This is a genomic window from Paraburkholderia sp. NPDC080076 (assembly GCF_050281145.1).
Classification (GTDB): domain Bacteria; phylum Pseudomonadota; class Gammaproteobacteria; order Burkholderiales; family Burkholderiaceae; genus Paraburkholderia.
Genome location: NZ_JBNNWQ010000003.1, coordinates 583,523 through 604,861, shown reverse-complemented (window position 1 = coordinate 604,861; position 21,339 = coordinate 583,523). Strand labels below are relative to the sequence as shown.

General features: G+C 63.5%; 18 protein-coding genes. 13 read left to right on the top strand and 5 right to left on the bottom strand.

The window, feature by feature from the left end:
* Nucleotides 1-4: 4 nt before the first annotated feature.
* From ACQKRQ_RS14970 to ACQKRQ_RS14945, 6 genes are all read left to right on the top strand, one after another.
* On the top strand, nt 5-730 hold the full coding sequence (locus ACQKRQ_RS14970; RefSeq protein WP_408286647.1) for an ankyrin repeat domain-containing protein: 726 nt from the start codon (nt 5-7) through the stop codon (nt 728-730).
* A 317-nt stretch (nt 731-1,047) separates the two neighbouring features.
* Nucleotides 1,048-1,404 (top strand): Rap1a/Tai family immunity protein, encoded by a 357-nt coding sequence (locus tag ACQKRQ_RS14965; RefSeq protein ID WP_132374665.1) that lies wholly within the window; start codon nt 1,048-1,050, stop codon nt 1,402-1,404.
* A gap of 400 nt (nt 1,405-1,804) precedes the next feature.
* A complete protein-coding gene (locus tag ACQKRQ_RS14960) occupies nt 1,805-3,028 on the top strand; it encodes a mechanosensitive ion channel family protein (protein ID WP_427477845.1) in 1,224 nt (407 codons plus the stop codon).
* Nucleotides 3,029-3,240: 212 nt separating this feature from the next.
* Nucleotides 3,241-4,653: an alpha,alpha-trehalose-phosphate synthase (UDP-forming) gene (otsA, locus tag ACQKRQ_RS14955; RefSeq protein ID WP_132374663.1), complete on the top strand. Its 1,413-nt coding sequence runs from the start codon at nt 3,241-3,243 to the stop codon at nt 4,651-4,653.
* Nucleotides 4,654-4,768: 115 nt separating this feature from the next.
* Nucleotides 4,769-5,935 carry an AAA family ATPase gene (locus tag ACQKRQ_RS14950; protein ID WP_427477842.1) on the top strand — a complete coding sequence of 389 codons (1,167 nt, stop codon included), beginning with the start codon at nt 4,769-4,771 and terminating at the stop codon, nt 5,933-5,935.
* Between the two features lie 231 nt (nt 5,936-6,166).
* The gene (locus ACQKRQ_RS14945) at nt 6,167-7,234 is read left to right on the top strand and encodes a glycosyltransferase family 4 protein (protein ID WP_427477841.1); all 1,068 of its coding nucleotides are present in this window, start codon (nt 6,167-6,169) and stop codon (nt 7,232-7,234) included.
* Between the two features lie 286 nt (nt 7,235-7,520).
* Here ACQKRQ_RS14945 and ACQKRQ_RS14940 read toward each other — a convergent pair whose 3' ends face one another.
* The 3 genes from ACQKRQ_RS14940 to ACQKRQ_RS14930 form a co-directional block, all read right to left on the bottom strand.
* Nucleotides 7,521-8,108, bottom strand: a complete 588-nt coding sequence (locus ACQKRQ_RS14940) for a BPSL1445 family SYLF domain-containing lipoprotein (protein ID WP_132374660.1) — start codon at nt 8,106-8,108, stop codon at nt 7,521-7,523.
* A 401-nt stretch (nt 8,109-8,509) separates the two neighbouring features.
* Entirely contained in the window at nt 8,510-8,959 is a 450-nt protein-coding gene (locus ACQKRQ_RS14935; protein WP_132374659.1) for a hypothetical protein, read from the bottom strand.
* Between the two features lie 236 nt (nt 8,960-9,195).
* Nucleotides 9,196-9,492: a PsiF family protein gene (locus ACQKRQ_RS14930; RefSeq protein ID WP_427477840.1), complete on the bottom strand. Its 297-nt coding sequence runs from the start codon at nt 9,490-9,492 to the stop codon at nt 9,196-9,198.
* Nucleotides 9,493-9,939: 447 nt separating this feature from the next.
* Here ACQKRQ_RS14930 and ACQKRQ_RS14925 point away from each other — a divergent pair, with 447 nt between their 5' ends.
* Entirely contained in the window at nt 9,940-10,236 is a 297-nt protein-coding gene (locus ACQKRQ_RS14925) for a YciI-like protein (RefSeq protein WP_132374657.1), read from the top strand.
* Between the two features lie 74 nt (nt 10,237-10,310).
* On the opposite strand, the gene ACQKRQ_RS14920 is transcribed toward ACQKRQ_RS14925, so the two are convergent.
* A complete protein-coding gene (locus ACQKRQ_RS14920; RefSeq protein WP_427477838.1) occupies nt 10,311-10,595 on the bottom strand; it encodes a hypothetical protein in 285 nt (94 codons plus the stop codon).
* 234 nt (nt 10,596-10,829) lie between these two features.
* On the opposite strand from ACQKRQ_RS14920, the gene ACQKRQ_RS14915 reads away from it, so the two are divergent.
* Nucleotides 10,830-12,023, top strand: a complete 1,194-nt coding sequence (locus tag ACQKRQ_RS14915) for a transposase (RefSeq protein ID WP_427477836.1) — start codon at nt 10,830-10,832, stop codon at nt 12,021-12,023.
* Between the two features lie 129 nt (nt 12,024-12,152).
* Here ACQKRQ_RS14915 and ACQKRQ_RS14910 read toward each other — a convergent pair whose 3' ends face one another.
* A complete protein-coding gene (locus tag ACQKRQ_RS14910) occupies nt 12,153-13,706 on the bottom strand; it encodes a mannose-1-phosphate guanylyltransferase/mannose-6-phosphate isomerase (RefSeq protein ID WP_427477834.1) in 1,554 nt (517 codons plus the stop codon).
* Nucleotides 13,707-14,341: 635 nt separating this feature from the next.
* On the opposite strand from ACQKRQ_RS14910, the gene ACQKRQ_RS14905 reads away from it, so the two are divergent.
* The 5 genes from ACQKRQ_RS14905 to ACQKRQ_RS14885 all read left to right on the top strand — a co-directional run bounded on the left by ACQKRQ_RS14905 (nt 14,342) and on the right by ACQKRQ_RS14885 (nt 21,281).
* Nucleotides 14,342-15,739, top strand: coding sequence for an undecaprenyl-phosphate glucose phosphotransferase (locus ACQKRQ_RS14905; protein WP_132374653.1), 1,398 nt, complete (start codon nt 14,342-14,344; stop codon nt 15,737-15,739).
* 40 nt (nt 15,740-15,779) lie between these two features.
* Nucleotides 15,780-17,228 (top strand): UDP-glucose dehydrogenase family protein, encoded by a 1,449-nt coding sequence (locus tag ACQKRQ_RS14900; RefSeq protein WP_427477832.1) that lies wholly within the window; start codon nt 15,780-15,782, stop codon nt 17,226-17,228.
* Nucleotides 17,229-17,271: 43 nt separating this feature from the next.
* Nucleotides 17,272-17,727, top strand: a complete 456-nt coding sequence (locus ACQKRQ_RS14895; RefSeq protein ID WP_132374651.1) for a low molecular weight phosphotyrosine protein phosphatase — start codon at nt 17,272-17,274, stop codon at nt 17,725-17,727.
* Nucleotides 17,721-18,950: a polysaccharide biosynthesis/export family protein gene (locus ACQKRQ_RS14890; RefSeq protein WP_408175787.1), complete on the top strand. Its 1,230-nt coding sequence runs from the start codon at nt 17,721-17,723 to the stop codon at nt 18,948-18,950. Before ACQKRQ_RS14895 ends, ACQKRQ_RS14890 begins: the two co-directional genes overlap by 7 nt.
* A gap of 132 nt (nt 18,951-19,082) precedes the next feature.
* A complete protein-coding gene (locus ACQKRQ_RS14885; protein WP_132376906.1) occupies nt 19,083-21,281 on the top strand; it encodes a polysaccharide biosynthesis tyrosine autokinase in 2,199 nt (732 codons plus the stop codon).
* Nucleotides 21,282-21,339: the final 58 nt, after the last annotated feature.

Below are 21,339 nucleotides of genomic sequence, written 5' to 3'. Positions count from 1 at the left end.
TTCGATGTCGATCGCAGCATCCCAGGACACTTTGGCGGCGCGTGGCGCGCTGGCTTCGGCACGGCGCCGCGCCTCGCGCGTCGCATTTGCGGCAACGCTGGCCTGTGCGGCGCTGACTTCGCTGATGGTGTCGCCGGCTCAGGCTGCGCCGATCGATTCGCTGATCAAATCGGTCAAGTTCGACGACGTCGACGGCGTCAACAAACTGCTCGCCAAGGGCATGGACCCGAACAGCGTGGACAACCAGGGCATGCCGCTGCTGGTGCTGGCCGCGCGCGAAAAATCGGACAAGGTCGGCGCCGCGCTGGTCGCCAATCCGAAGACCAACATCGAGATTCAGGACAAAGCCGGCGAGAACGCGATGATGATGGCGTCGCTCAACGGCGACCTCGACTTCGTCAACCTGCTGATCGCGAAAGACGCCGAGGTCAACAAGAAGGGCTGGGCGCCGTTGCACTACGCGGCGGCGAACGGCCATGACGACGTCGTCAAGGTGCTGCTCGATCATTCGGCCTACGTCGACGCCGGTTCGCCGAACGGCACCACGCCGCTGATGATGGCCGCGCGCGGCGGCCATGTGTCGACGGTGAAGCTGCTGCTCGACAACGGCGCGGACCTGACGGTGAAGAACCAGATCGGCATGACGGCGCTCGATTTCGCCAAGACCTACAAAGAGCCGGATGTGGTCGAAGGGCTGACCGCGCGCCTGCAGCAGATGCAACAGAAGTGATGCGCGCGACGGCGCGAGTCGGCGGCGGTTCATGGGCAGCCGACGCGCGTCGCCCAAACGCTGTGCTCAAAGGCCAGCCTGATCAGCCGGCCGCCTGGCGCGCTATCCGAGCTTCAGGCGTGCCAGCGTCGAAGCGCGAAAGTACCGGTGCAGCGGCCGCCGCCTGGCAAGGCAGTAAAAAGTGCCTGAAGATAGCGGCGCCGCGCACGCTTGAGCTTCGCAAAACAGTGCAGAATGACGACTTTGGCGCGCCGCCTGGGCGCGCCGTTTGGACGCGGCGAAAGACCGCCTGATAAACGACCCTGGAAAGGAACACCATGCTGCGGGCTTTGATTTTCGCCAGCGCGCTTGCCGTACCGCTATCGGCAGCCGCGTTTACGGGAGGCGACCTCAACAAGCTGTGCACCAAGACGGACGTGGCATCGCGTAGCGCGTGTGCCGCTTATATCGAAGGCGCCGCCGACGGCATCTTCAACACCATCGACGCGATCGGCGGCACGACCGGTCCGCGCGTCGGCCAGTACTTCTGCTTGCCGCAGGACGCGCGTTCGGCGCAGCTGACCGACGCGGTGCGCAAATATATTGCGGAGAATCCGAACGTCGCGGGCTACAACGCCAGCACGGCGATCTCGCTGGGGCTCGGCAAGGCGTTTCCCTGCAGGAGCGGTAGTTGAATTGAATCACGGCTGATGCCTCGCGTGCCCGCATCGGGTGCGTTGGGCGTTCTAGCTAGCGGGTGTGTTTCGGGTTTTCAGCCGCCGGAACCCCGCCGGGGCTTTTTCGAAACCCCGCCTGAAAACCGGTTTGAACCCCGGCCGTCCGTTTGCAGAAGCGGCTCGCCTCGGCACCTTTCCAGGATCGCGCTGACGAACGGCCTAAGATGGTTGTAGGCAGTCCGCGACGGCGCGCAGTCGTGCGGCCCGCGCCCGCTTCTTTGGCGGATGCTTCGCCACCGGCGCCGTTCGGCGCAACGGCGCATCACGCACCACCGCAGCCACGTTCGATGCTTGCCGGTTCCGCGCCCGCTCTGCGCTGGTCCTGTTCACCGCTCAAGCCAGGAGGAAAAGCCCCTTCATGCCAACTCTCGACGAACTCAGCCGCATGGCCGAAGCGCCGCTGCATACGTGGCTCGGCGCGTTGATCGTCTCGGTCATCGCGATGGTGCTGGCGGTGGGCATTCATCGGATCGGCGCGCGCATCGTGACGCGGCTCGCGCGGCCTTATCCGCTCACCAGTGTGGTGCTGCGCTATATCGACAAGCCGTCGCTGTGCGTGCTCGTGATCCTCGCGCTGGAGGCGGTGTGGTGGGAAGCGCCGGACACGCTGACCTTCATTACGCCGTTGCGCGACGCCGTCGCGATTACGCTGATCGGCGCGATCACGTGGCTCTCGGTGCGCTCGGCGGCGGCGATCGGCGAGGCGATCATTCAGGCCCATCCGCTCGATACCGCCGACAACCTGCAGGCGCGCCGCATCCATACGCAAGCACGCGTGCTGGCGCGCTCGGTGATGTTCGTGATCGTGATCGTCGGCGTGGGCGGGGCGTTGATGACGTTTCCCAACGTCCGGCAGATCGGCGCGAGCCTGCTGGCGTCGGCGGGGGTGGCGGGCCTGGTCGCCGGTATCGCGGCGCGGCCGGTGCTCGGCAATCTGATCGCCGGCTTGCAGATCGCGCTGTCGCAGCCGATCCGCCTCGATGACGTCGTCGTGATTCAGGGCGAGTGGGGGCGTATCGAGGAAATCACCGGCACGTATGTGTCGGTGCGTCTGTGGGATCAGCGACGGTTGATCGTGCCGCTGCAATGGTTCATCGAAAACCCGTTTTCCAATTGGACCCGCAGCAGTTCGCAGATCATCGGCACGGTGTTTCTTTACGTCGACTACCACATGCCGCTCGCGCCGTTGCGCGAGGAGCTGGCGCGCATCGTCGAGGACGCGCCCGAGTGGGACCGTCGCGTGCAGGTGCTGCAGGTCACGGACGGCACCGAACGCTCCATGCAATTGCGCGCGCTGGTCAGTTCGCTCGATTCCGGCCTGAACTGGGATTTGCGCTGCCGGGTGCGCGAGGGGCTGCTCGATTTCATCCAGCAGCATTACCCGCAGTATTTGCCGCGGGCCCGTGCGGAAGTGTCGGCCGAACTCGAAACCGGCAACGGCGAACCGCTCGACTGGGTGCCGCGCAGCACGCAGACGCCGGCCGGCAGCACCGCAGCGCATACCGAGGCCGATCCGGTGGCGAGCCGCGCCGGACGGCCGTCGGCGGCCGATGCGCCGCGGCAGGTGAAGGAAAAGGTTTGACACCGGAAAGCAGCGTACTCTGGCATGGCGGTGCCGATGAATGCAACTGATCCGGCACCCAAGCGGTCGAACCGTCCACGCACTCACCAACCTGGCGCGGCATCGCGTGCTTCATCGTGCTTCCGGTTCTCGCTGCGCCATTGCGCGCGAGACACCGCGAACACGTGACAACCCACCCGAGCGCGCCGCGCGAACCAAGGAGGACATGCAACATGGGCCGACTGATCGTCGTGTCGAATCGCGTCGCAACGCCGACGGAAACCAAGGGATCGGCCGGCGGCCTCGCGGTCGGCGTATTCGGCGCGCTGAAGGATGCCGGAGGGGTGTGGTTCGGCTGGAGCGGCGACGTGGTCAGCGAGACCGTCGCCAACGCCGGTCCGACGCTGGAACAGGACGGCGCGGTCACCTTCGCGACCGTCGGTCTGACGCGCAAGGATTACGACCAGTACTATCGCGGCTTTTCCAACGCGACGCTGTGGCCGGTGTTCCACTACCGCAACGACCTCGCACGCTACGAGCGCGAGGAGTACGCGGGCTACCGGCGTGTCAACGCGTGGCTCGCGCACAAGCTCATCAAGCTGCTCGAACCCGACGACGTGATCTGGATTCACGACTACCATCTGATCCCGTTCGCCGAGGCGCTGCGCAACGAGGGCATTACGAACCGCATCGGCTTCTTCCTGCACATTCCGTTTCCCGCGCCGCAGATCCTGCTGAACATTCCACCGCATGAAGAGCTGGTGAAGTCGTTGTCGTGCTACGACCTGCTGGGTTTCCAGACCGCCACCGACGAGCTCGCCTTCAAGGATTACGTCACGCGCCACGCGCGCGGCACGGTGGGCGCGGACGGCCTCGTCGAGGCATTCGGCCGCAAGCTGCGCACGGGCGTCTACCGCATCGGCGTGTTCCCCGACGAAATCGCCGAACAGGCGAAGCGCTACGAAAGCCGTCAGCACGTGCTCGACCTGAAGCAAAGCCTGGAAGGCCGCAAGCTGATCATGAGCGTCGACCGACTCGATTATTCGAAGGGTCTCGTCGAGCGGTTCCGGGCGTTCGAGCATCTGCTGGAGCGCTCGCCGGAATGGCGCGGCAATGTCACGCTGGTGCAGATCGCGCCGCCGACCCGCTCGGACGTCGCCACCTATCAGAAGATTCGCCAGGACCTGGAGTACGAAGCAGGGCGCATCAACGGCCGCTACTCGGGGCTCGACTACACGCCGATCCGCTATCTGAACCAGCAGTACGACCGCTGGAAGCTGATGTCGCTGTTTCGCGAATCGCAGATTGGTTTCGTCACGCCGTTGCACGACGGCATGAATCTGGTCGCGAAGGAATACGTCGCCGCGCAGAATCCCGACGATCCCGGCGTGCTGGTGCTGTCGATTTTCGCTGGAGCGGCGGCGGAGTTGACCGGCGCGTTGCTGGTCAATCCGCATGATGCGATCGGCATGTGCGAAGCCTTGCAGCGCGCGTTGCAGATGCCGCTCGACGCGCGTCAGCGGCGTCATGAGATCAATATGGCGGCGCTGCGCGAGAACGATCTCGGCGTGTGGCGCGATACCTTCCTGCGCGATCTGCGCAGCGTGCCGGCACAGAAACCGGGCAAGGGCGGCGGGCATAAGTGATGGGGCGTGTCGACCAGTGTTTGTCCGGCGTCGGGCGCGGCCGCGTGAGCGCGTGTCCAGGTACGGCAGAGTTAAGGAACGCGCGCGCGTGCGCGGCTGAATGTCGGGCCAGCGCATGCTGACCACTTTGGCAATTGCGGGCTATCGCTCGTTGCGCGAGTTGATCGTCCCGCTCGGCAGGCTGAACTTGATCACAGGTCCAAACGGCAGCGGCAAGTCGAGTGTGTATCGCTCGCTGCGGCTGCTGGCCGAAGCGGCGCGCGGCGGGTTGATTACCTCGCTCGCGCGCGAAGGCGGCTTGCCGTCCACGCTATGGGCCGGACCTGAGCGCTTTTCGCGCGCCGTGCTGGCGGGCGAGTTCGCGGTTGAACCGCTGCGCCGCAAAGATCCGGTTAGTCTGCGGCTCGGTTTTTCCGGCGATCAGTTCGGCTACGCGATCGATCTCGGCTTACCGCTCGTCAATGACGCCACGCGCTTTCCGCTCGATCCGACCATCAAGCGCGAATGCATCTGGAACGGCCCCGTGCTGCGGCCGTCGGCCTTGCTGGTGGACCGCCACGGCCCGGCGCTGCGCACGCGCGACGAGCGCGGCGACTGGCAGACCATTCCACGACCCGTCGCCAGCTTCGACAGCATGATGACGGAGTTCTCCGACCCGCGGAGCGCACCCGAGATGATCACGGTGCGTGAGCAGATCCGCTCGTGGCGCTTCTACGACCATTTCCGCACCGACGCCGACGCGCCCGCGCGTCTGCCGCAGATCGGCACGCACACGCCCGTGCTCGCCAACGACGGCGCGGACCTTGCCGCCGCGTTACAAACCATCCGCGAAATCGGCGAACCGGCCGCGCTCGACGCCGCCATCGACGACGCCTTTCCCGGCTCGCGCCTCGACGTCACGACACAGGACGGCCGCTTCGAAGTGGTGATGCAGCAGCACGGCCTGCTGCGGCCGCTGAAAGGCGCGGAGCTGTCGGACGGCACCTTGCGCTATCTGCTGCTGGTCGCGGCCTTGCTGACGCCGCGTCCGCCTGAGCTCCTCGTGTTGAACGAACCCGAGACGAGCCTGCATCCGGACCTGCTGCCGGCGCTTGCCCGCCTGATCGCGCGGGCCGCCGCGCATTCGCAGGTGCTGGTGGTGTCGCATGCGGCGCGTCTGATCGCGGCGCTCGAACGTGAGGAGGCGAGCCAGTCGATCGTGCTGGAAAAGCAGTTCGGCGCGACCCGTATCGCCGACGCCGACGACCGCGATTTGCCGGCCTGGAAATGGCCCACACGCTGACACGTGCCGCTGTTCACGTGTGGAGCCGTATGTAAGCTGAATGTAACAGCACCGAGGAAATGCAAGACCAGAGGCTTTTTGTTGTCCTGTAGTGAATAATGCTTCGATGCCGGTGGTGCACGCGGCCGGATTCGGCCGTTGCATTGATCGGAGGTATTGGCGCTGTCATACTCAGCGCCGCTGACGCGCACCGCCCTCAGGGCGCAAGCCGCCAGCTCACGGAGACATAATATGAAGATTGCGCAGATCGCCCCTTTGACCGAATCGGTGCCGCCGAAGCTGTATGGCGGCACGGAGCGCGTCGTGTCGTACATCACCGAGGCGCTGGTCGATCTCGGCCATGACGTGACGCTGTTCGCGAGCGGCGACTCCGTCACCAGCGCGAAGCTCGAACCCGTCTGGCCACGCGCGCTGCGTCTCGATCCGGGCATTCGCGACCGCGTGGCGCCCCATATGCTGCTGATGGAACTGGTGCGCCGCCAGGCCGAAAATTTCGACGTCCTGCACTTTCACCTCGACTACTACTCGTTCTCGGTCTTCAAGCGCCAGGACACGCCGTTTGTCACGACAATGCACGGCCGCCTCGACTTGCCCGAGCAACAGCCGGTGTTCGACACGTTCAACACCGCGCCGGTGATCTCGATTTCGAATTCGCAGCGGCATCCGCTGCCGCAGGCCAAGTGGCTGACCACCGTCTATCACGGCTTGCCGGAACAGCTCTACACGCCGCAGCCGGTCGAGCAGAAGTACCTCGCGTTTCTCGGCCGGATCTCGCCGGAAAAACGAGTCGACACCGCGATCCGGATTGCCGGCCGCTGCGGCATGCCGATTCGCATCGCCGCGAAAGTGGATGCCGCCGATCGCGAGTATTTCGAGCGCGACATCCGGCCGTTACTGGATTTGCCTTATGTCGAGTTCATCGGCGAGATCGCGGATAACCAGAAGGCCGAATTCCTGTCCGGCGCTCACGCGCTGCTGTTTCCGATCGACTGGCCGGAGCCTTTCGGCCTCGTGATGATCGAAGCGATGGCATGCGGCACGCCGGTGATCGCGTTCAACCGCGGCTCGGTGCCGGAAGTGCTGGAAGACGGCCTGACGGGTTTTATCGTCGAAGACGAAATCGGCGCGGTGGCGGCGGTCAATCGGCTGCATAAGATGCCGCGCGCGGGTGTGCGGCAGCGCTTCGAGGAGCGCTTCACTTCGCACCGCATGGCGCAACAGTATGTGGATGCGTATCAGTTGGTGATTCGCGCGCAAAAGCGTTCGCGCTTCAAGGTGATCGATACGTCGGGCAGTTGAGCTGAAGAGATTCGGCTCACGCGGCAGAGTGAAAAAGAGCGGCGATGCGTGGTGCGCATCGCCGTTTTTTATTGGCGCACGACTTGAGACGAATGAGGCTTTTGCATCCGGCAACGGGCGGTGATCTGCGGCTGCGGCCCACAAAAGCTCGCCGTCGCGGCCGCATGCCACGTTGCTCCCACTGCAAAGGCAGGCTGCGCAGGATTGCGTCTGACCCGGCCACCGCTGCTCACGGAACCCGGCGGATCAGACGCACACCCCGCAGACCGGCAACCAGAAGGCGTGCCTAGATCTTCAGACGCGTGACCTTGGTGCCTTGCAGCGATACATCGGCCATCAGGCCGGCATTGGTCAGCACGAACACTTCGACCGGGGCGGTGGCCGTGGTGGTGTCGATCGCGCCATTGGCGCCCATCTTGATCAGCGCGACGGACGCGTCGCCGCCCGCCGACCAGCCGTCGGCATTGCGGAATTTGTCCAGTGCGTCCTGCGTCATGAACAGGAAGATGATCGCCTTCGACTGCGCACCCGCCTGCAGGCCGAATGAGCCGGAAATCGTGCTGTAGTAACCGACCGTGCCGCCGCCTACGCGCAGCGAACCTTCGCCATACTGTCCGCCGACGACGAAGCCCACCTGCAGCACCGACGGGAACACGAGAACGCCACGCGCCTTCGAGACCAGTTCGCGCGATCCCTTCACCGTCGTGAAGAGCCGCGACATGGTGCCGTCGACGCTAGCGTCGATCGACTGGCGCTTGGCTGAATCGGTGGCGGGTGTATCCGGGTTGCCTTTGTTGGTCGTACAACCAGCCAGTGCAAGGCCTCCGAAAGCGAGCGCAGCGGTAGTCTTCAACATGAAGTTTCGTCTTTGCATCGTTTTTCTCCGTCATGGTTCCGGGGCGCAACCTCATCTGATTTGCCGGGTTGCCTTTGAGTTATATCACACGCAAGCACAAAAGGCGCAGTTCGTCGCTAGGCGAAAAGCCTTGTGGGGCGGGGGTTTCGGGCTAATCGTAAGGCGCCGTGCCGTAATTTTGACCGGCACCGCAGCGCGCGTGGAAGCTACGCGCAGCGCGCTTTCAAATGGGCTCCGGCGATTCGCGCCGGGTTTGCCCGCAGCCAATAGGAGCAAGGCAGCGACGGTGTCGACCATTCGTTTTTACCGATTTTACGCCGCGCAAATGTGCGTTGAAATCAAATTGAAAGTGTTGCCTCGACGCTGCAGATCGGCCGACGTAGCGGCCCGCAAATCGGCCTTCTGATCCGGACGCGCGCTCAGCCGTGGTTCGCCGGACTCTTGACCGCCGGCGGACGCCGCAGCGCGCGGCGCACCATGCCGATCAGCACGCCGAGCAGAAACAGCACCACGGCCGGCACGATCCAGTAGCCGACGAATGCATGCCAGAGATAGGCCATCAAAGTGGAGCGGCGCACGCTGTATTCGTTGCGGGCGTCCTGCTGACGCGGCGCGTTGGCGGCCAGCACCTCGGCCGGACAGCCGGCGGCTTGCGCTTCGTCGGGCTTGCCGTGGCAGCGCGCAGGGGCGCCGGCGGCGCGCTGCGCGTCGGTGAAATTCCAGGTGGTCAGCGCACGGTCGAGGTCGACGGCGTTGTACGCCATTTCCTCCCGGATCTCGCTCACCGCCACGATCGCCACGGGCACCGCCCAAAATATGATGACGACCAGCCACCGCCTTAACCAGCGGTTTTTATGCTTCGATACCATCCTTGCCTCCGATGGATGCTCTGCAGCACCAACGACAAGATGGCGGCCCGTCTAATGTTGTATAGGGGGGTGGGCCGTCTCCGCAGCCATCATAGAAGAAAAATGGCGGGTTCGGGCAGATGGACTGTGAAGGGCGGGGCGGGACGCGGGGCGCGAGTGCCGGATGGCAGCGCCGCTGTGTTCGAGCGGCGCGCGCTCAGGCGCCGCGCATGTCGCGCGACGCCGATTCGTTGTGTTTAATTAGCCGATGCGGACGACAGGCAGGTCTTCATGAACGCCTTGCGGTCATCACCCTTCTTGCCGGTGGCTTGCGCGTTGCACGCCTTCATCTTGTCCTGCTGGCTCATCGGCGCAGCGGCGGCTGGCTTGGCGGACAGACAGGTCTTCATGAACGCCTTACGGTCGTCGCCCTTCTTGTCACCGGCCTGCTTGTTACAGTCGGCCATTTTGGTTTGCTGGCTGTTCTCTGCGAACACCGGCGAAACGAGGACAGCGCCCAGCACCAGCGTGGCGATAGCGGATTGGATTTTCATGTGACACTCCATCGGTGGTGAAAACGTTTTTGGTCGTTCATGCGCGCGGGCGTCAACCGTATCCAGGACCCTCGGCACGTCCATTATGGCAAATGCTGTCTGCCAGAACGGCTAAAAGCGCATTCCGGTTGACAGGCGCTCACGCTGGTTTTCCCTTACGTGGCGGGGATTGACGGCGGATTGGAGTATCCAGTGGCGAATGGCGCGAGCGTGGAATGATGTTATGCATTCCAGATTAAACGCATGAAGCAAATTCAAACGAATTAGCACCAAGCTATTCCATAAGATTGATGAAAAATTAACACAAACTTTGCGTATTGCTGCACACGCAATTGAATTGTAATTCGGCAGGAAATTCCACCGCCCAACATATGGGTAATATTGACCAGGATGCGTGCCGCCCATTGCGTCGCTGGTCTGCTCTCACGCCGGCCAAGGAGGCTCGCCATGCACTATCTGTTGATGTACGACCTGGTGTCCGACTATCTCGAACGGCGCGCCGCGTATCGCGATGAGCATCTGAAGCTCGCGTGGGCCGCCACGGAGCGCGGCGAGCTGCTGCTGGCCGGCGCGCTGGCCGAGCCCACCGACACCGCCATGCTACTCTTTCAAGGCGACTCTGCCGCTGCCGCCGAAGCCTTTGCCAAGGCCGATCCGTATGTGCTCGCCGGTCTCGTGACACGCTGGCGCGTGCGTCAATGGACGACAGTGGTGGGCGAGGGCGCGGCGAACCCGGTGCGCTGAAACCTGGTCTATCGGTTGTATCGGTGGAGTGCCGAGCGGCGAAACCGGTCGCTCACTCAATGCTCCCGCGTCGTTCAGGCCGCGCTGTTTTCACCGCGTTGATGCACTGCACATAGCGTGTTCAGCGCTGCTTCCCGCGCTTTGGTCGATTGGCCAAAGCCGAGCCAAAATGCATCGAAATCCTGTCTCAGACGGACGACGGATTCATAAAAGTTATTCGCCCGTGATGCATTTTGATTGTGCGGTGCAATAGCCTCATTTCGCCGCCGAAAGCGACCGGACTTTTGTGACGGCATTGCGAGAAAAGACGCAGCAAAAAGGACAAGTTTGTTTCCATCCGTAACACTTGTCTCATTCATATTCACGGAAACCCTGGGGATGGTATGCTTCGTGCACAAATTCTCCCATGCACGAGTGAGACCACGTTTTGTGCTTCGCAATAGGGACAAACCGCACTAAGTCGGGGCGGTATTGACCAGCCAACAGAACGTACAAAACATATTTGTGCAACCGAGGCCTGCACACGGGTCGTGACAGTTGAATCCGTGGCAGTCCAAAGCCGCAGCCCGGCCAGGCTGCGTGGAGAAAACCCAATGTTTTTCGATGAGCTAAGCAATGACGAATGGGCGCTGCTGGCAGCGCTTGTTTCAGATGAGCCGGCCGTCCGTCTAAACCGACGCGGCCGGCCCCGCGCCGAACCACGCATCGTGGCGAATGCCGTCCTGTGGATTCTGACAACCGGTGAACCCTGGTCGAAACTGCCAGGGCGCTATCCGTCGGGTCCGACTTGCCGGCGCCGTTTTGAAGAGTGGCAGTTGAACGGCACGCTGCTGGAGATGGTTCGGCTGTTGTCGCAAACCGGGCGCACCTTTGCGTACGTCCCCCAACCGGCGCCGCCCGTCGCGGCCAAACCCGCGGCACCGGTAGCGGAAACCCCCAGCGTGCGCGACGAGCATCCGCGTGGCGTGTCCTGGAGAAGCCCCGAGTCGTGGCAAGCGCCCGGCGGCATGTCGAATAGCCTGAGCAGTTGGCGTTCGGCCGATCCGATCGCCGATATCACGCGCCAGTTGTCCGGCGTCGCGAATGTGCCGCCGGTGTCTCGTGCGCCAGCGGCACCCGTCGCTGCGCCCGCACGGCATGTCGTGCGGGCCGGCTTGCCGCGCCCGGATGAAGCGCGCGCGGTAGGCGCGGCCATGCATGGTTTGAATTCGGCCGTCGCTTCGGCGCGCGGCACGCCTGTGCCTGACGATCGGCGCAGTCCGTTGTCGATGAGCCTCGCGCCCCGCGGCACGGAAATCATCGACCGGCGTGGCTATGTGATTTACGTCGCGGCTGAGCAGGTGCCGAACGCCATGTATCGCGCGTGGGCGGAAATCATGAAGGACGGCAAACGCGTCGAGCGTTCCGGCCTCGTCGGCCCGCGCTTTGAGCAAGCCGAGGCGGCGGAGCAATATGCGCTCGACTGGGCGCGGCAGTGGATCGACCGCGAATGCCTCACGCTGACGGCAGCGGCGCAATCCGCGGCTGCGGCACAAGCGTCCGCTCAAGCGCCGGCTCATGTCTCAGCGAACCCTGCGCCCACGGCGGCTCGTCCGTTGCCTGCCTTGCGCCATGTGCCCGAGCCAGTCGCGGCCAATCACGGCGCGCCGTTGCATGGACCGCTCAACGCGTTCCGTGGTCCGTTGCGCCGTTATCCCGGCGAACCGGCCGCTGCCACGGCGGCGACCGAGAACAGTGCATCCGATCGTTATCCGTCGTACACAGAACTCATCTCCCACGCGGGGTGAGCACAGCAGTTCCCCGCGGCCGGTAGGAGCAACCGCCGCAGGTTCCCGTTTCATTCGTTGTGACATTCGCTGTGATTCACTGGTGTTATCAGAAGGACGCCGTTCACCGACGCCCCTCGTCCACGCGCGTTACTGACGTCCGTAGGTGTCGTCGAAACGCACGATGTCGTCTTCGCCGAGATACGAACCGGACTGGACCTCGATCATTTCGAGCGGCATCTTGCCCGGATTCTCGAGACGGTGGGTGACACCCAGCGGAATATAGGCCGATTCGTTTTCGGAGACGATAAAGCGCTCTTCACCGCGCGTGACGAGCGCCGTGCCGCGCACGACGATCCAATGTTCGGCGCGGTGATGATGCATTTGCAGCGAGAGCCGCGCACCCGGTTTCACCACGATCCGTTTGACCTGGAAGCGTTCGCCGGTGTCGACGGAATCGTAGTTGCCCCACGGGCGATGCACCTTGCGATGGTTGGCCGCCTCCAGCCCGCCGTCGTTGCGAATCCGGCCCACGATCTTCTTGACGTCCTGCACGCGCGACTTGTCGGCGACCAGAATGGCGTCGGCCGTTTCCACCACCACGAGATCCTGCGTGCCCACGCAGGCGATCAGGCGTCCTTCCGAATGCGCGAAGGTCGAGGCCGCGCCTTCGAACATCACGCGCCCACGGCCCACGTTCTGATCGGCGTCCTTATCCGAGATGTCCCAGATCGCGTCCCACGAACCGACGTCGGACCAGCCGGCCTGCAACGGCACGACCACGCCCGAGGCGGCGCTTTGATCATTGCCGAGTTGCTCCATCACCGCGTAGTCGATCGAATTCGACGGCGATGCGCTGAACGCGTCGCGTTGCAGCCGGAAGAAGTCGCCGTCCGCCTTGCCGCCCGCGAAGGCCGCATCGCAGGCTTCGTAAATGGCCGGCTGGAAATGGCGGATCGCCTTCAGCCAGGTCGACGCGCGCATGATGAAGATGCCGCTATTCCACCAGTACTCCTTCGATTCGATATATCGCTGCGCGAGCTCCAGATGCGGCTTCTCGACGAAGCGATCGAGTTTGTGCGCGCCGACCTTGCCGGTCACTTCCGCGTCGGCGGTTTGCGTGTCGTTAGTCGTGCCAAGCGCCGCGCCAATGCGAATGTAGCCGTACCCCGTTTCCGCGCGCGTCGGCACGATACCCATCGTGACGATATGACCGGCCGCCGCATGCTGCACGCCGGCGGCCACGGCCGCGTGAAAGCCGTCGATGTCGGTGACCGCGTGATCGGCGGGCATCACGACCATGATGCCGTCTTCGTCCTGCGCGGCGACCGAGAGGGCGGCCACCGTGAGTGCCGGCGCCGTGTCGCGGCCGGCGGGTTCGAGAATCAGCCGGGTCGGCTTGCCGCTCGTGCGCAATTGCTCGGCGGTGGTGAAGCGTTGTTCTTCATTGGCCACCACGACGAGTTGCTCGGTGAGCGGATAGCCGGCCTCGAGTCCCTCGAGACGGCGCGTGGTGGATTGCAGCAGCGAATCGTCGCCGAGCAGGCCGATCAACTGTTTCGGATGCTGTTCGCGCGACATCGGCCACAACCGCGTGCCGGAGCCGCCCGCCAGAATCACGGGATGAACCTTGAGCTTGACGTTCAGGGACTTGACTTGCGTGGACCGGGTGTCGGCGGGCGTGGCCGTGACCGGAGCTGTCATGATGGACTCCTCGAGGCTGGGTGAATGCGTCGAGTTTTATCACGAACTCTGGAATCAATAAAAGCGCGTTAAATAGAAACTATATAAAACGCCTAATAAATTTCTCCATTTCGTGAAGAAAAAATGTCCCGATAATTTTTTAAAAAGAAAAATTACGCGAAAAAAATCGCCGGCTATTTTTTTATCGCCATTCATGCCGCAGAATGATGACGGAAGGCGCGGCGTAAGCTTCGTAGGAAAACACTCGGAAAGTACGAGATTGGCTTACATCAAGGCTTGCAGGATGCCTGTCAAACACAGAATCCGGTAACAATTGCCGAACAAAATTCAGAAAAAATGCCGAAACATTGACCGATACAATTTGAGATTTTTTGCGGTCTTGCAGTGGGAATTTTAATATCGCTTTATCTATACCTGTACAAGGGTATTCACTCATTCCGACACAGGTTTCCCAATCCGGCTGTTCAGGCAGTTTTTTTGGGCGGGAAACAGAAGGGCAATTAGCACCGGTTCAAACAGTTACGCGTCGCGCATGGAATTGCATGACGCGGTTACCGGCGTTGTGCGTCCCATCGCCGGACTGGATTTCAACCAACCAACGGATGGCACTTGACTGACGAACTGAGGGGCAGCGCATGCTGAGCGTTCTATCGAGAATCATCGACATCGCCATGGTCGCGCTCGGCGCCGCCATCGCGACGGCCGTGCACAGCGGGAAAGTCGTGTGGCTGGACGATATGCAAAGCGTCTCGCTCGCATTCGACTGTCTGCTGGTGGTGGTGTTTTTCCCTGCGCTCGGGATCTATCAGTCGTGGCGCGGCAAGCCGCTGTACGACCTGCTGTGCCGCGTGGCGGGCGGCTGGCTGCTGGTGGAAGTCACCGGCGTGCTGATCAGCTTCAGCCTGCACCGCTCGGACAGCCTGTCGCGGCTGTGGCTCGTCTATTGGGCCGTGGCCACGATCGTGCTGCTGATCGTCACCAAGGTGATCGTCTATTCGATTCTGCGCGGACTGCGCCGCGAAGGCTTCAATCAGCGCGCGGTGGCGATCGTCGGCGGCGCGCCGTATGGGCGCTTTCTGATCCAGCAGATGCGCAGCCGTCCGGACGCGGGCTTCTCGCCGGTCGTGGTGTTCGATGAAGACAGCACGATCAATCACTACGAAGACCCGGATGCGGGCGAGGTGATCGAAGGCGTGCCGGTCGAGCGCGACTATCAGCGCATGCTGCATCTCGTGCGCCAGCGTGCGATCCGCGAGCTGTGGCTGGCGCTGCCGATCTCGAAGGAGAAAGCCATCCATCGCTTCGTGATGGATCTGCGCAACGACTTCGTGAACATCCGCTTCATTCCAGACGTGCGCAGCCTGACGCTCTTCAATCAGCCGATGGTCGATCTGCTCGGCGTGCCGGCGATCAACCTGGCCGCTTCGCCGATCACGGATCTGCGCGTGCTGCCCAAGCGCGTGTTCGATCGTCTGTTCGCGCTGGCCGCGTTGACCGCGCTCGCACCGGTGATGCTGGTGATCGCCGCCGCGGTGAAGCTGAACTCGCCGGGCCCCGTGTTCTTCCGGCAAAAGCGCAAAGGCATCGACGGCAATCAGTTCGAGATCTACAAGTTCCGCTCGATGAAGATGCACAAGGAAGAGCACGGCAAGATCACCCAGGCTACGCGGCGCGATCCGCGCATCACCGCGGTCGGCGCGTTCCTGCGGCGCACCAGTCTCGACGAGCTGCCGCAGTTCATCAACGTGTTGCGCGGCGAGATGTCGGTGGTCGGCCCGCGTCCGCATGCGCTCGAACACGACGACATCTACAAGGATCTGGTGAAGGGCTACATGCACCGTTACCGGATCAAGCCGGGCATCACCGGGTGGGCGCAGATCAACGGCTATCGCGGCGAAACCGACCGCATCGAAAAGATGATGGGCCGCGTCAAGCTCGATCTGTACTACATGCAGCACTGGACCTTCTGGCTCGACATCAAGATCGTCGTGCTGACGCTGTGGAAGGGTTTCGTGGGCAGCAACGCTTACTAAGCTCCTTTCCCAATCAACTCAATTCTGCGAGGTGTAATACATGAACCTGACGATCATCGGTAGTGGCTACGTAGGCCTCGTGACGGGCGCATGTCTGGCCGACATCGGCCACGATGTGTTCTGTCTCGACGTCGATCAGCGCAAGATCGACGTGCTCAACAACGGCGGCGTGCCGATCCATGAACCGGGTCTGCAGGAGATCATCGCGCGCAATCGCAAGGCCGGCCGCCTGAAGTTCTCGACCGACGTCGAAGCCGCGGTCGCGCATGGCGAAATCCAGTTCATCGCGGTCGGCACCCCGTCCGACGAGGACGGTTCCGCCGACCTGCAATACGTGCTCGCCGCCGCGCGCAACATCGGCCGCCATATGACGGGCTTCAAGGTGATCGTCGACAAATCGACGGTGCCGGTCGGCACGGCCTCGCGCGTGCGCGAAGTGATCGCCGCCGAACTCGCCGAACGCAATGCCGCGCACATGTTCTCGGTGGTGTCGAATCCCGAGTTCCTGAAAGAAGGCGCGGCGGTGGAAGACTTCACGCGGCCCGATCGCATCGTGCTTGGTTGCGACGAGGACGTGCCGGGCGAGAAAGCGCGCGACCTGATGAAGCGCCTCTACGCGCCGTTCAACCGCAATCGCGAACGCACGCTGTATATGGACGTGCGCTCGGCCGAATTCACCAAGTACGCGGCCAACGCGATGCTCGCCACGCGCATTTCGTACATGAACGAACTCGCGAATCTCGCCGACCGCGTCGGCGCGGATATCGAGGCCGTGCGTCGCGGCATCGGTTCCGATCCGCGCATCGGCTACGACTTTCTGTATGCCGGTTGCGGCTACGGCGGCTCGTGCTTCCCGAAGGACGTGCAGGCGCTGATCCGCACGGCCGCCGATCACAAGGCGAATCTGCGCATTCTCGAAGCGGTCGAAGCGGTCAACGACACGCAGAAGAAAGTGCTCGCGAACAAGATCGTCGCGCGGCTCGGCGAAGACCTGTCGGACCGCACCTTCGGCGTGTGGGGCCTTGCCTTCAAGCCGAACACCGACGACATGCGCGAAGCGCCGAGCCGTCCGCTGATCGCCGAGCTGCTGCGCCGCGGCGCGCGCGTGAAAGCGTACGACCCGGTCGCGATCGACGAATCGAAGCGCGTGTTCGCGCTGGACCTGAAGGACGTGCCGCAACAGCACGCGCGCCTCGAGTTCGTGAAGGAAGAGATGGAAGCCGCCGAAGGCGCCGACGCGTTGGTGATCCTCACCGAGTGGAAGGCGTTCAAGAGCCCGGACTTCGACTCGCTCAAGCGGATCCTGAAGACGCCGCTGATTTTCGACGGCCGCAACCTGTACGAACCGGACGCGCTGCTCGAGCTCGGTATCGAGTATCACGCGATCGGCCGTCAGCACGCGCTGCGCATCGCGCCTGCGAAGGTCGGCTCGAACGGCTTGCCGCTCGCGCAGGAAGAAACGGCGGACGCAGCCGAAGCCGGCCGCTGATCCGCTGCCACCGCATCGACAAGCCGTTATCACGGAGCCCGCCATGTTCGCCAACGTTCTGATCGTCTGCCACGCAAACGTCTGCCGTTCGCCCGCCGCCGAAATGCTGTTCAAGGCCCGGCAGGGCGCGGCGTCGCGTTCGCAGGCGGCGCCGATCGCGTTTCATTCGGCGGGCATCCGGGCAGTGAACGGCCACGGCATGGACCCGGTCATGCAACGCCTGCTCGCCGAGCAGGGCGTTGCCTCGGGCATCCACTACTCGCGGCGTCTTGACCGGCAGCTCGTGCGCGACGCCGATCTGGTGCTGGTCACCGAGCGCGCGCAGGTGAGCGACGTCGAAGCGCTCGATCCGGCCTCGCGCGGCAAGGTCTATCCGCTCGGCAAGTGGGAAGCGGATTCCGACGTCGCCGATCCGCATGGCGGTGCGGAAACCGCTTATAGGGAGAGTCTCGTGCTCATCGAACATCTGGTCATGGGATGGCTGAAGAAAATATGCTGATGAAAAAACTCACTGCACACTCATTCGCGAACGGCAAGTCGACGCATTTCAACTCGAAACTTGCCGCCACGCTTTTGCTGACGTCCTTTCTGTCGGCCTGCGCCACCGCACCTGGCAACTACCTCGATACATCCCGTCTGAAAGACGACGGCCAGCACGACAGCCAGCCCGCGGAAACCTATCCGGTCCATGTGATCGATGCCGCCGTCGTGACCGCGCAGGCGCAAGCCGCCGCCGCGAAGACCCAGGTGCTGCCGACCTCGACCCTGAGCGACCCGTCGCAGTACGTGTACCGGCTCTCGCCGCAGGACATTCTCGGCATCACCGTGTGGGACCACCCTGAATTGACCACGCCGCAGGGCAGCACGCTGTCGGCGGGCGGCAACACCACGCAGTCGATCGGCGGCGCCTTGCAGCAGCCGTACACGGCCGCGCTGCCGGGCCAGGCCGATCCGTACGGCCAGACCATCGCGGCCGACGGCACGATCTTTTTCCCGTTCGTCGGCCGTATTCGGGCCGCCGGCAAAACCGTCGGCGAGTTGCGCGATCAATTGAGCTCCGGCCTCGTGCGCTATATCCGCAATCCGCAGGTCGACGTGCGCGTGCTGTCGTACCGCGGCCAGAAGGTGCAGGTGACCGGCGAAGTGAAGACGCCGGGCCCGCTCGCGGTGAGCGACGTGCCGCTCACGCTGGTCGACGCGATCACGCGCTCGGGCGGCACAAACGCGGACGCCGACATTCAGCGCGTACGTCTCACGCGCAACAACAAACTCTACGTGCTCGACGCCGACCGCATGCTCGATCGCGGCGACACCACGCAGAACGTGATGCTGCAAAACGGCGACGTGATCAACGTGCCGGACCGCACCGACAGCCGCGTCTTCGTGATGGGTGAAGTGAAAACGCCGATCCAGTTGCCGATCATCAAGGGCCGCATGACGATCGCCGACGCGCTGACGCAAGGCGGCGGCATTCTCGACACCGACGCCAATCCGCGCCAGATCTTCGTGATGCGCGGCATGAAGGATCACCCGACCACGCCGGACGTGTACCGCCTCGACATGACGCAGCCGGACGCCATCATGCTGTCCTCGCAGTTCCAGTTGCAGCCGCTGGATGTCGTGTATGTGGGCACCGCCGCGTCGACCACCTTCAACCGTGTGTTGCAGCAGGTGTTGCCGAGTGTGCAGACGTTGTTCTACCTGAAGCAGCTGACGCGTTGATCATCTGAACCGCAGTCTGAGCCGTCGTCAGGCCCGCGCCGCGCCGTCCGTAAAGGACGCGGCGCGGGACCGAAGCAAACACCGCTGTAACCGATACGGGATCGAATTGTGAGCAACCAAATCTCTCCACACATGGCCGGTCCGATCAAGACCGAAGAAGAGGACGTCGTCCTCGGACAACTGGTGCAGGTGATCCTCGACGACATCTGGTGGCTCATCGCCATCGCCGCGGTGATCGTCGGGATCGCCGGCGCCTATTGTTTTCTCGCCAAGCCGATCTATTCGGCGGATGCGCATGTGCGGGTCGAGCAATCCGACAACACGTCGCAGGCGCTCACGCAGACGCAGACCGGTGCGGCGATCACCACCGGCTCGACCTCGCTGCCGACCGACGCCGAAATCGAAATCATCAAGAGCCGCGGCGTGGTCGGCCCGGTCGTGCAGCAACTGAAGCTGAACTTCAGCGTCACGCCGAAGACGCTGCCGCTTCTGGGCAGCATCGCCGCGCGCATGGCGACGCCGGGTCAGCCGGCGCGTCCGTGGCTGGGTCTGTCGTCGTACGCATGGGGCGGTGAAGAGGCCGACGTCGATTCGATCGACGTGATCCCCGCGCTGGAAGGTCAGAAGCTGACCATGAAGGTGATCGACGACCAGCACTACAGCCTGTATGCGCAGAACGGTTCGCTGCTGCTGCGCGGTCTCGTCGGCCAGCAGGAGCAGGGCGGCGGCGTGACCATCATGGTCAATAAACTGGTGGCGCGGCCGGGCGAGGAATTCACGGTGATGCGTGCCAACGACCTCGACGCGATCTCCGCGTTCCAGTCGGCCATCACGGTGCAGGAGCAAGGCAAGCAGACCGGCGTGATCCAGATCTCGCTGGAAGACAAGAGCCCCGAGCATGCCGCGCTGGTCGCCAACGCGCTCGCGCAGTCGTATGTGCGCCAGCACGTGCTGAACAAGCAGGCCGACGCGAGCAAGATGCTCGACTTCCTGAAGAGCGAGGAGCCGCGCCTGAAGTCCGATCTCGAACGCGCCGAAGCCGCCCTGACCGCGTATCAGCGCCAGTCCGGCTCGATCAATGCGAGCGACGAGGCCAAGGTCTACCTCGAAGGCAGCGTGCAGTACGAGCAGCAGATCGCCGGCTTGCGTCTGCAGATGGCGCAGCTCACCGAGCGCTATGGCGACGACCATCCGATGCTGGTGGCCGCGCGTGAGCAGATGGCCGAATTACAGGCGCAGCGCACCAAATACGCCGACCGCTTCCGCGATCTGCCGGCCACCGAAGTGAAGGCCGTGCAGTTGCAGCGCGACGCCAAGGTGGCGGAAGACATCTACGTGCTGCTGCTTAACCGCGTGCAGGAGTTGTCGGTGCAGAAGGCCGGCACCGGCGGCAACGTGCATATCGTCGACGCCGCGCTGCGTCCGGGCGTGCCGGTCAAGCCGAAGAAGGCGCTGATCCTGTCGGCGGCGGTGATTCTCGGGCTGATCGCGGGCACCGGCTTCGTGTTCCTGCGCCGCAATATGTTCAAGGGCATCGACGACCCCGATCACATCGAGCGCGCGTTCCATCTGCCGGTGTTCGGCCTCGTGCCGCTCTCCGCCGAACAGGGCGTGCTCGAAGCCAGCTTCCTGCGCGGCGGCGAGCGTCTGCGCTCGGTGCTGGCGAATGCGCGGCCCAAGGACGTCACGGTTGAAAGCCTGCGCAGCCTGCGCACCTCCATGCAGTTCACGCTGCTGGACGCGAAGAACCGCATCGTCATGCTGACCGGCCCGATGGCGGGCGTCGGCAAGAGCTTCCTGACGGTCAATCTGGCGGTGCTGCTCGCGAACTCGGGCAAGCGTGTGCTGATGATCGACGGCGACATGCGCCGCGGTGTGCTCGAACGCTATCTGGGCGGTGCGCCGGATAACGGCCTGTCCGAATTGCTGAGCGGCCAGATCTCGCTGGAAGAAGCGATCCGCAGCTCGCAGGTCGACGGCCTGAGCTTCATCTCGTGCGGCCGCCGTCCGCCGAATCCGTCGGAACTGCTGATGTCGCCGCGTCTGCCGCAGTACCTCGAAGGCCTCGCCAAGCGCTACGACGTGATCATGATCGACACGCCGCCGGTGCTGGCCGTGACCGATGCGTCGATCATCGGCGCGTATGCCGGATCGACCTTCTTCGTGATGCGCTCGGGCGTGCACAGCGAAGGCGAAATCAACGATGCGTTGAAGCGTCTGCGCGCGGCCGGCGTGCACGTGCAGGGCGGCATTTTCAACGGCATGCCGGCCCGCTCGCGCGGCGGCTACGACCGTGGCTACGCGGCGGTTCAGGAATACCTGAGCACCTGAGCCCGCAGGTTTGCGGATGCATTCCGAACCTCGCGCAACGACGATTAAAAAGGACATC

What these genes read in the sequence shown, in the direction of transcription:
- ACQKRQ_RS14930 (WP_427477840.1), bottom strand. Translation starts at nt 9,492, where the DNA reads ATGAAAATCCAATCCGCTATCGCCACGCTGGTGCTGGGCGCTGTCCTC.
- ACQKRQ_RS14915 (WP_427477836.1), top strand. Translation starts at nt 10,830, where the DNA reads ATGTTTTTCGATGAGCTAAGCAATGACGAATGGGCGCTGCTGGCAGCG.
- ACQKRQ_RS14925 (WP_132374657.1), top strand. Translation starts at nt 9,940, where the DNA reads ATGCACTATCTGTTGATGTACGACCTGGTGTCCGACTATCTCGAACGG.
- ACQKRQ_RS14950 (WP_427477842.1), top strand. Translation starts at nt 4,769, where the DNA reads ATGCTGACCACTTTGGCAATTGCGGGCTATCGCTCGTTGCGCGAGTTG.
- ACQKRQ_RS14895 (WP_132374651.1), top strand. Translation starts at nt 17,272, where the DNA reads ATGTTCGCCAACGTTCTGATCGTCTGCCACGCAAACGTCTGCCGTTCG.
- ACQKRQ_RS14890 (WP_408175787.1), top strand. Translation starts at nt 17,721, where the DNA reads ATGCTGATGAAAAAACTCACTGCACACTCATTCGCGAACGGCAAGTCG.
- ACQKRQ_RS14970 (WP_408286647.1), top strand. Translation starts at nt 5, where the DNA reads ATGTCGATCGCAGCATCCCAGGACACTTTGGCGGCGCGTGGCGCGCTG.
- ACQKRQ_RS14940 (WP_132374660.1), bottom strand. Translation starts at nt 8,108, where the DNA reads ATGCAAAGACGAAACTTCATGTTGAAGACTACCGCTGCGCTCGCTTTC.
- ACQKRQ_RS14965 (WP_132374665.1), top strand. Translation starts at nt 1,048, where the DNA reads ATGCTGCGGGCTTTGATTTTCGCCAGCGCGCTTGCCGTACCGCTATCG.
- otsA (WP_132374663.1), top strand. Translation starts at nt 3,241, where the DNA reads ATGGGCCGACTGATCGTCGTGTCGAATCGCGTCGCAACGCCGACGGAA.
- ACQKRQ_RS14900 (WP_427477832.1), top strand. Translation starts at nt 15,780, where the DNA reads ATGAACCTGACGATCATCGGTAGTGGCTACGTAGGCCTCGTGACGGGC.
- ACQKRQ_RS14945 (WP_427477841.1), top strand. Translation starts at nt 6,167, where the DNA reads ATGAAGATTGCGCAGATCGCCCCTTTGACCGAATCGGTGCCGCCGAAG.
- ACQKRQ_RS14905 (WP_132374653.1), top strand. Translation starts at nt 14,342, where the DNA reads ATGCTGAGCGTTCTATCGAGAATCATCGACATCGCCATGGTCGCGCTC.
- ACQKRQ_RS14910 (WP_427477834.1), bottom strand. Translation starts at nt 13,706, where the DNA reads ATGACAGCTCCGGTCACGGCCACGCCCGCCGACACCCGGTCCACGCAA.
- ACQKRQ_RS14885 (WP_132376906.1), top strand. Translation starts at nt 19,083, where the DNA reads ATGGCCGGTCCGATCAAGACCGAAGAAGAGGACGTCGTCCTCGGACAA.
- ACQKRQ_RS14920 (WP_427477838.1), bottom strand. Translation starts at nt 10,595, where the DNA reads ATGAATGAGACAAGTGTTACGGATGGAAACAAACTTGTCCTTTTTGCT.
- ACQKRQ_RS14935 (WP_132374659.1), bottom strand. Translation starts at nt 8,959, where the DNA reads ATGGTATCGAAGCATAAAAACCGCTGGTTAAGGCGGTGGCTGGTCGTC.
- ACQKRQ_RS14960 (WP_427477845.1), top strand. Translation starts at nt 1,805, where the DNA reads ATGCCAACTCTCGACGAACTCAGCCGCATGGCCGAAGCGCCGCTGCAT.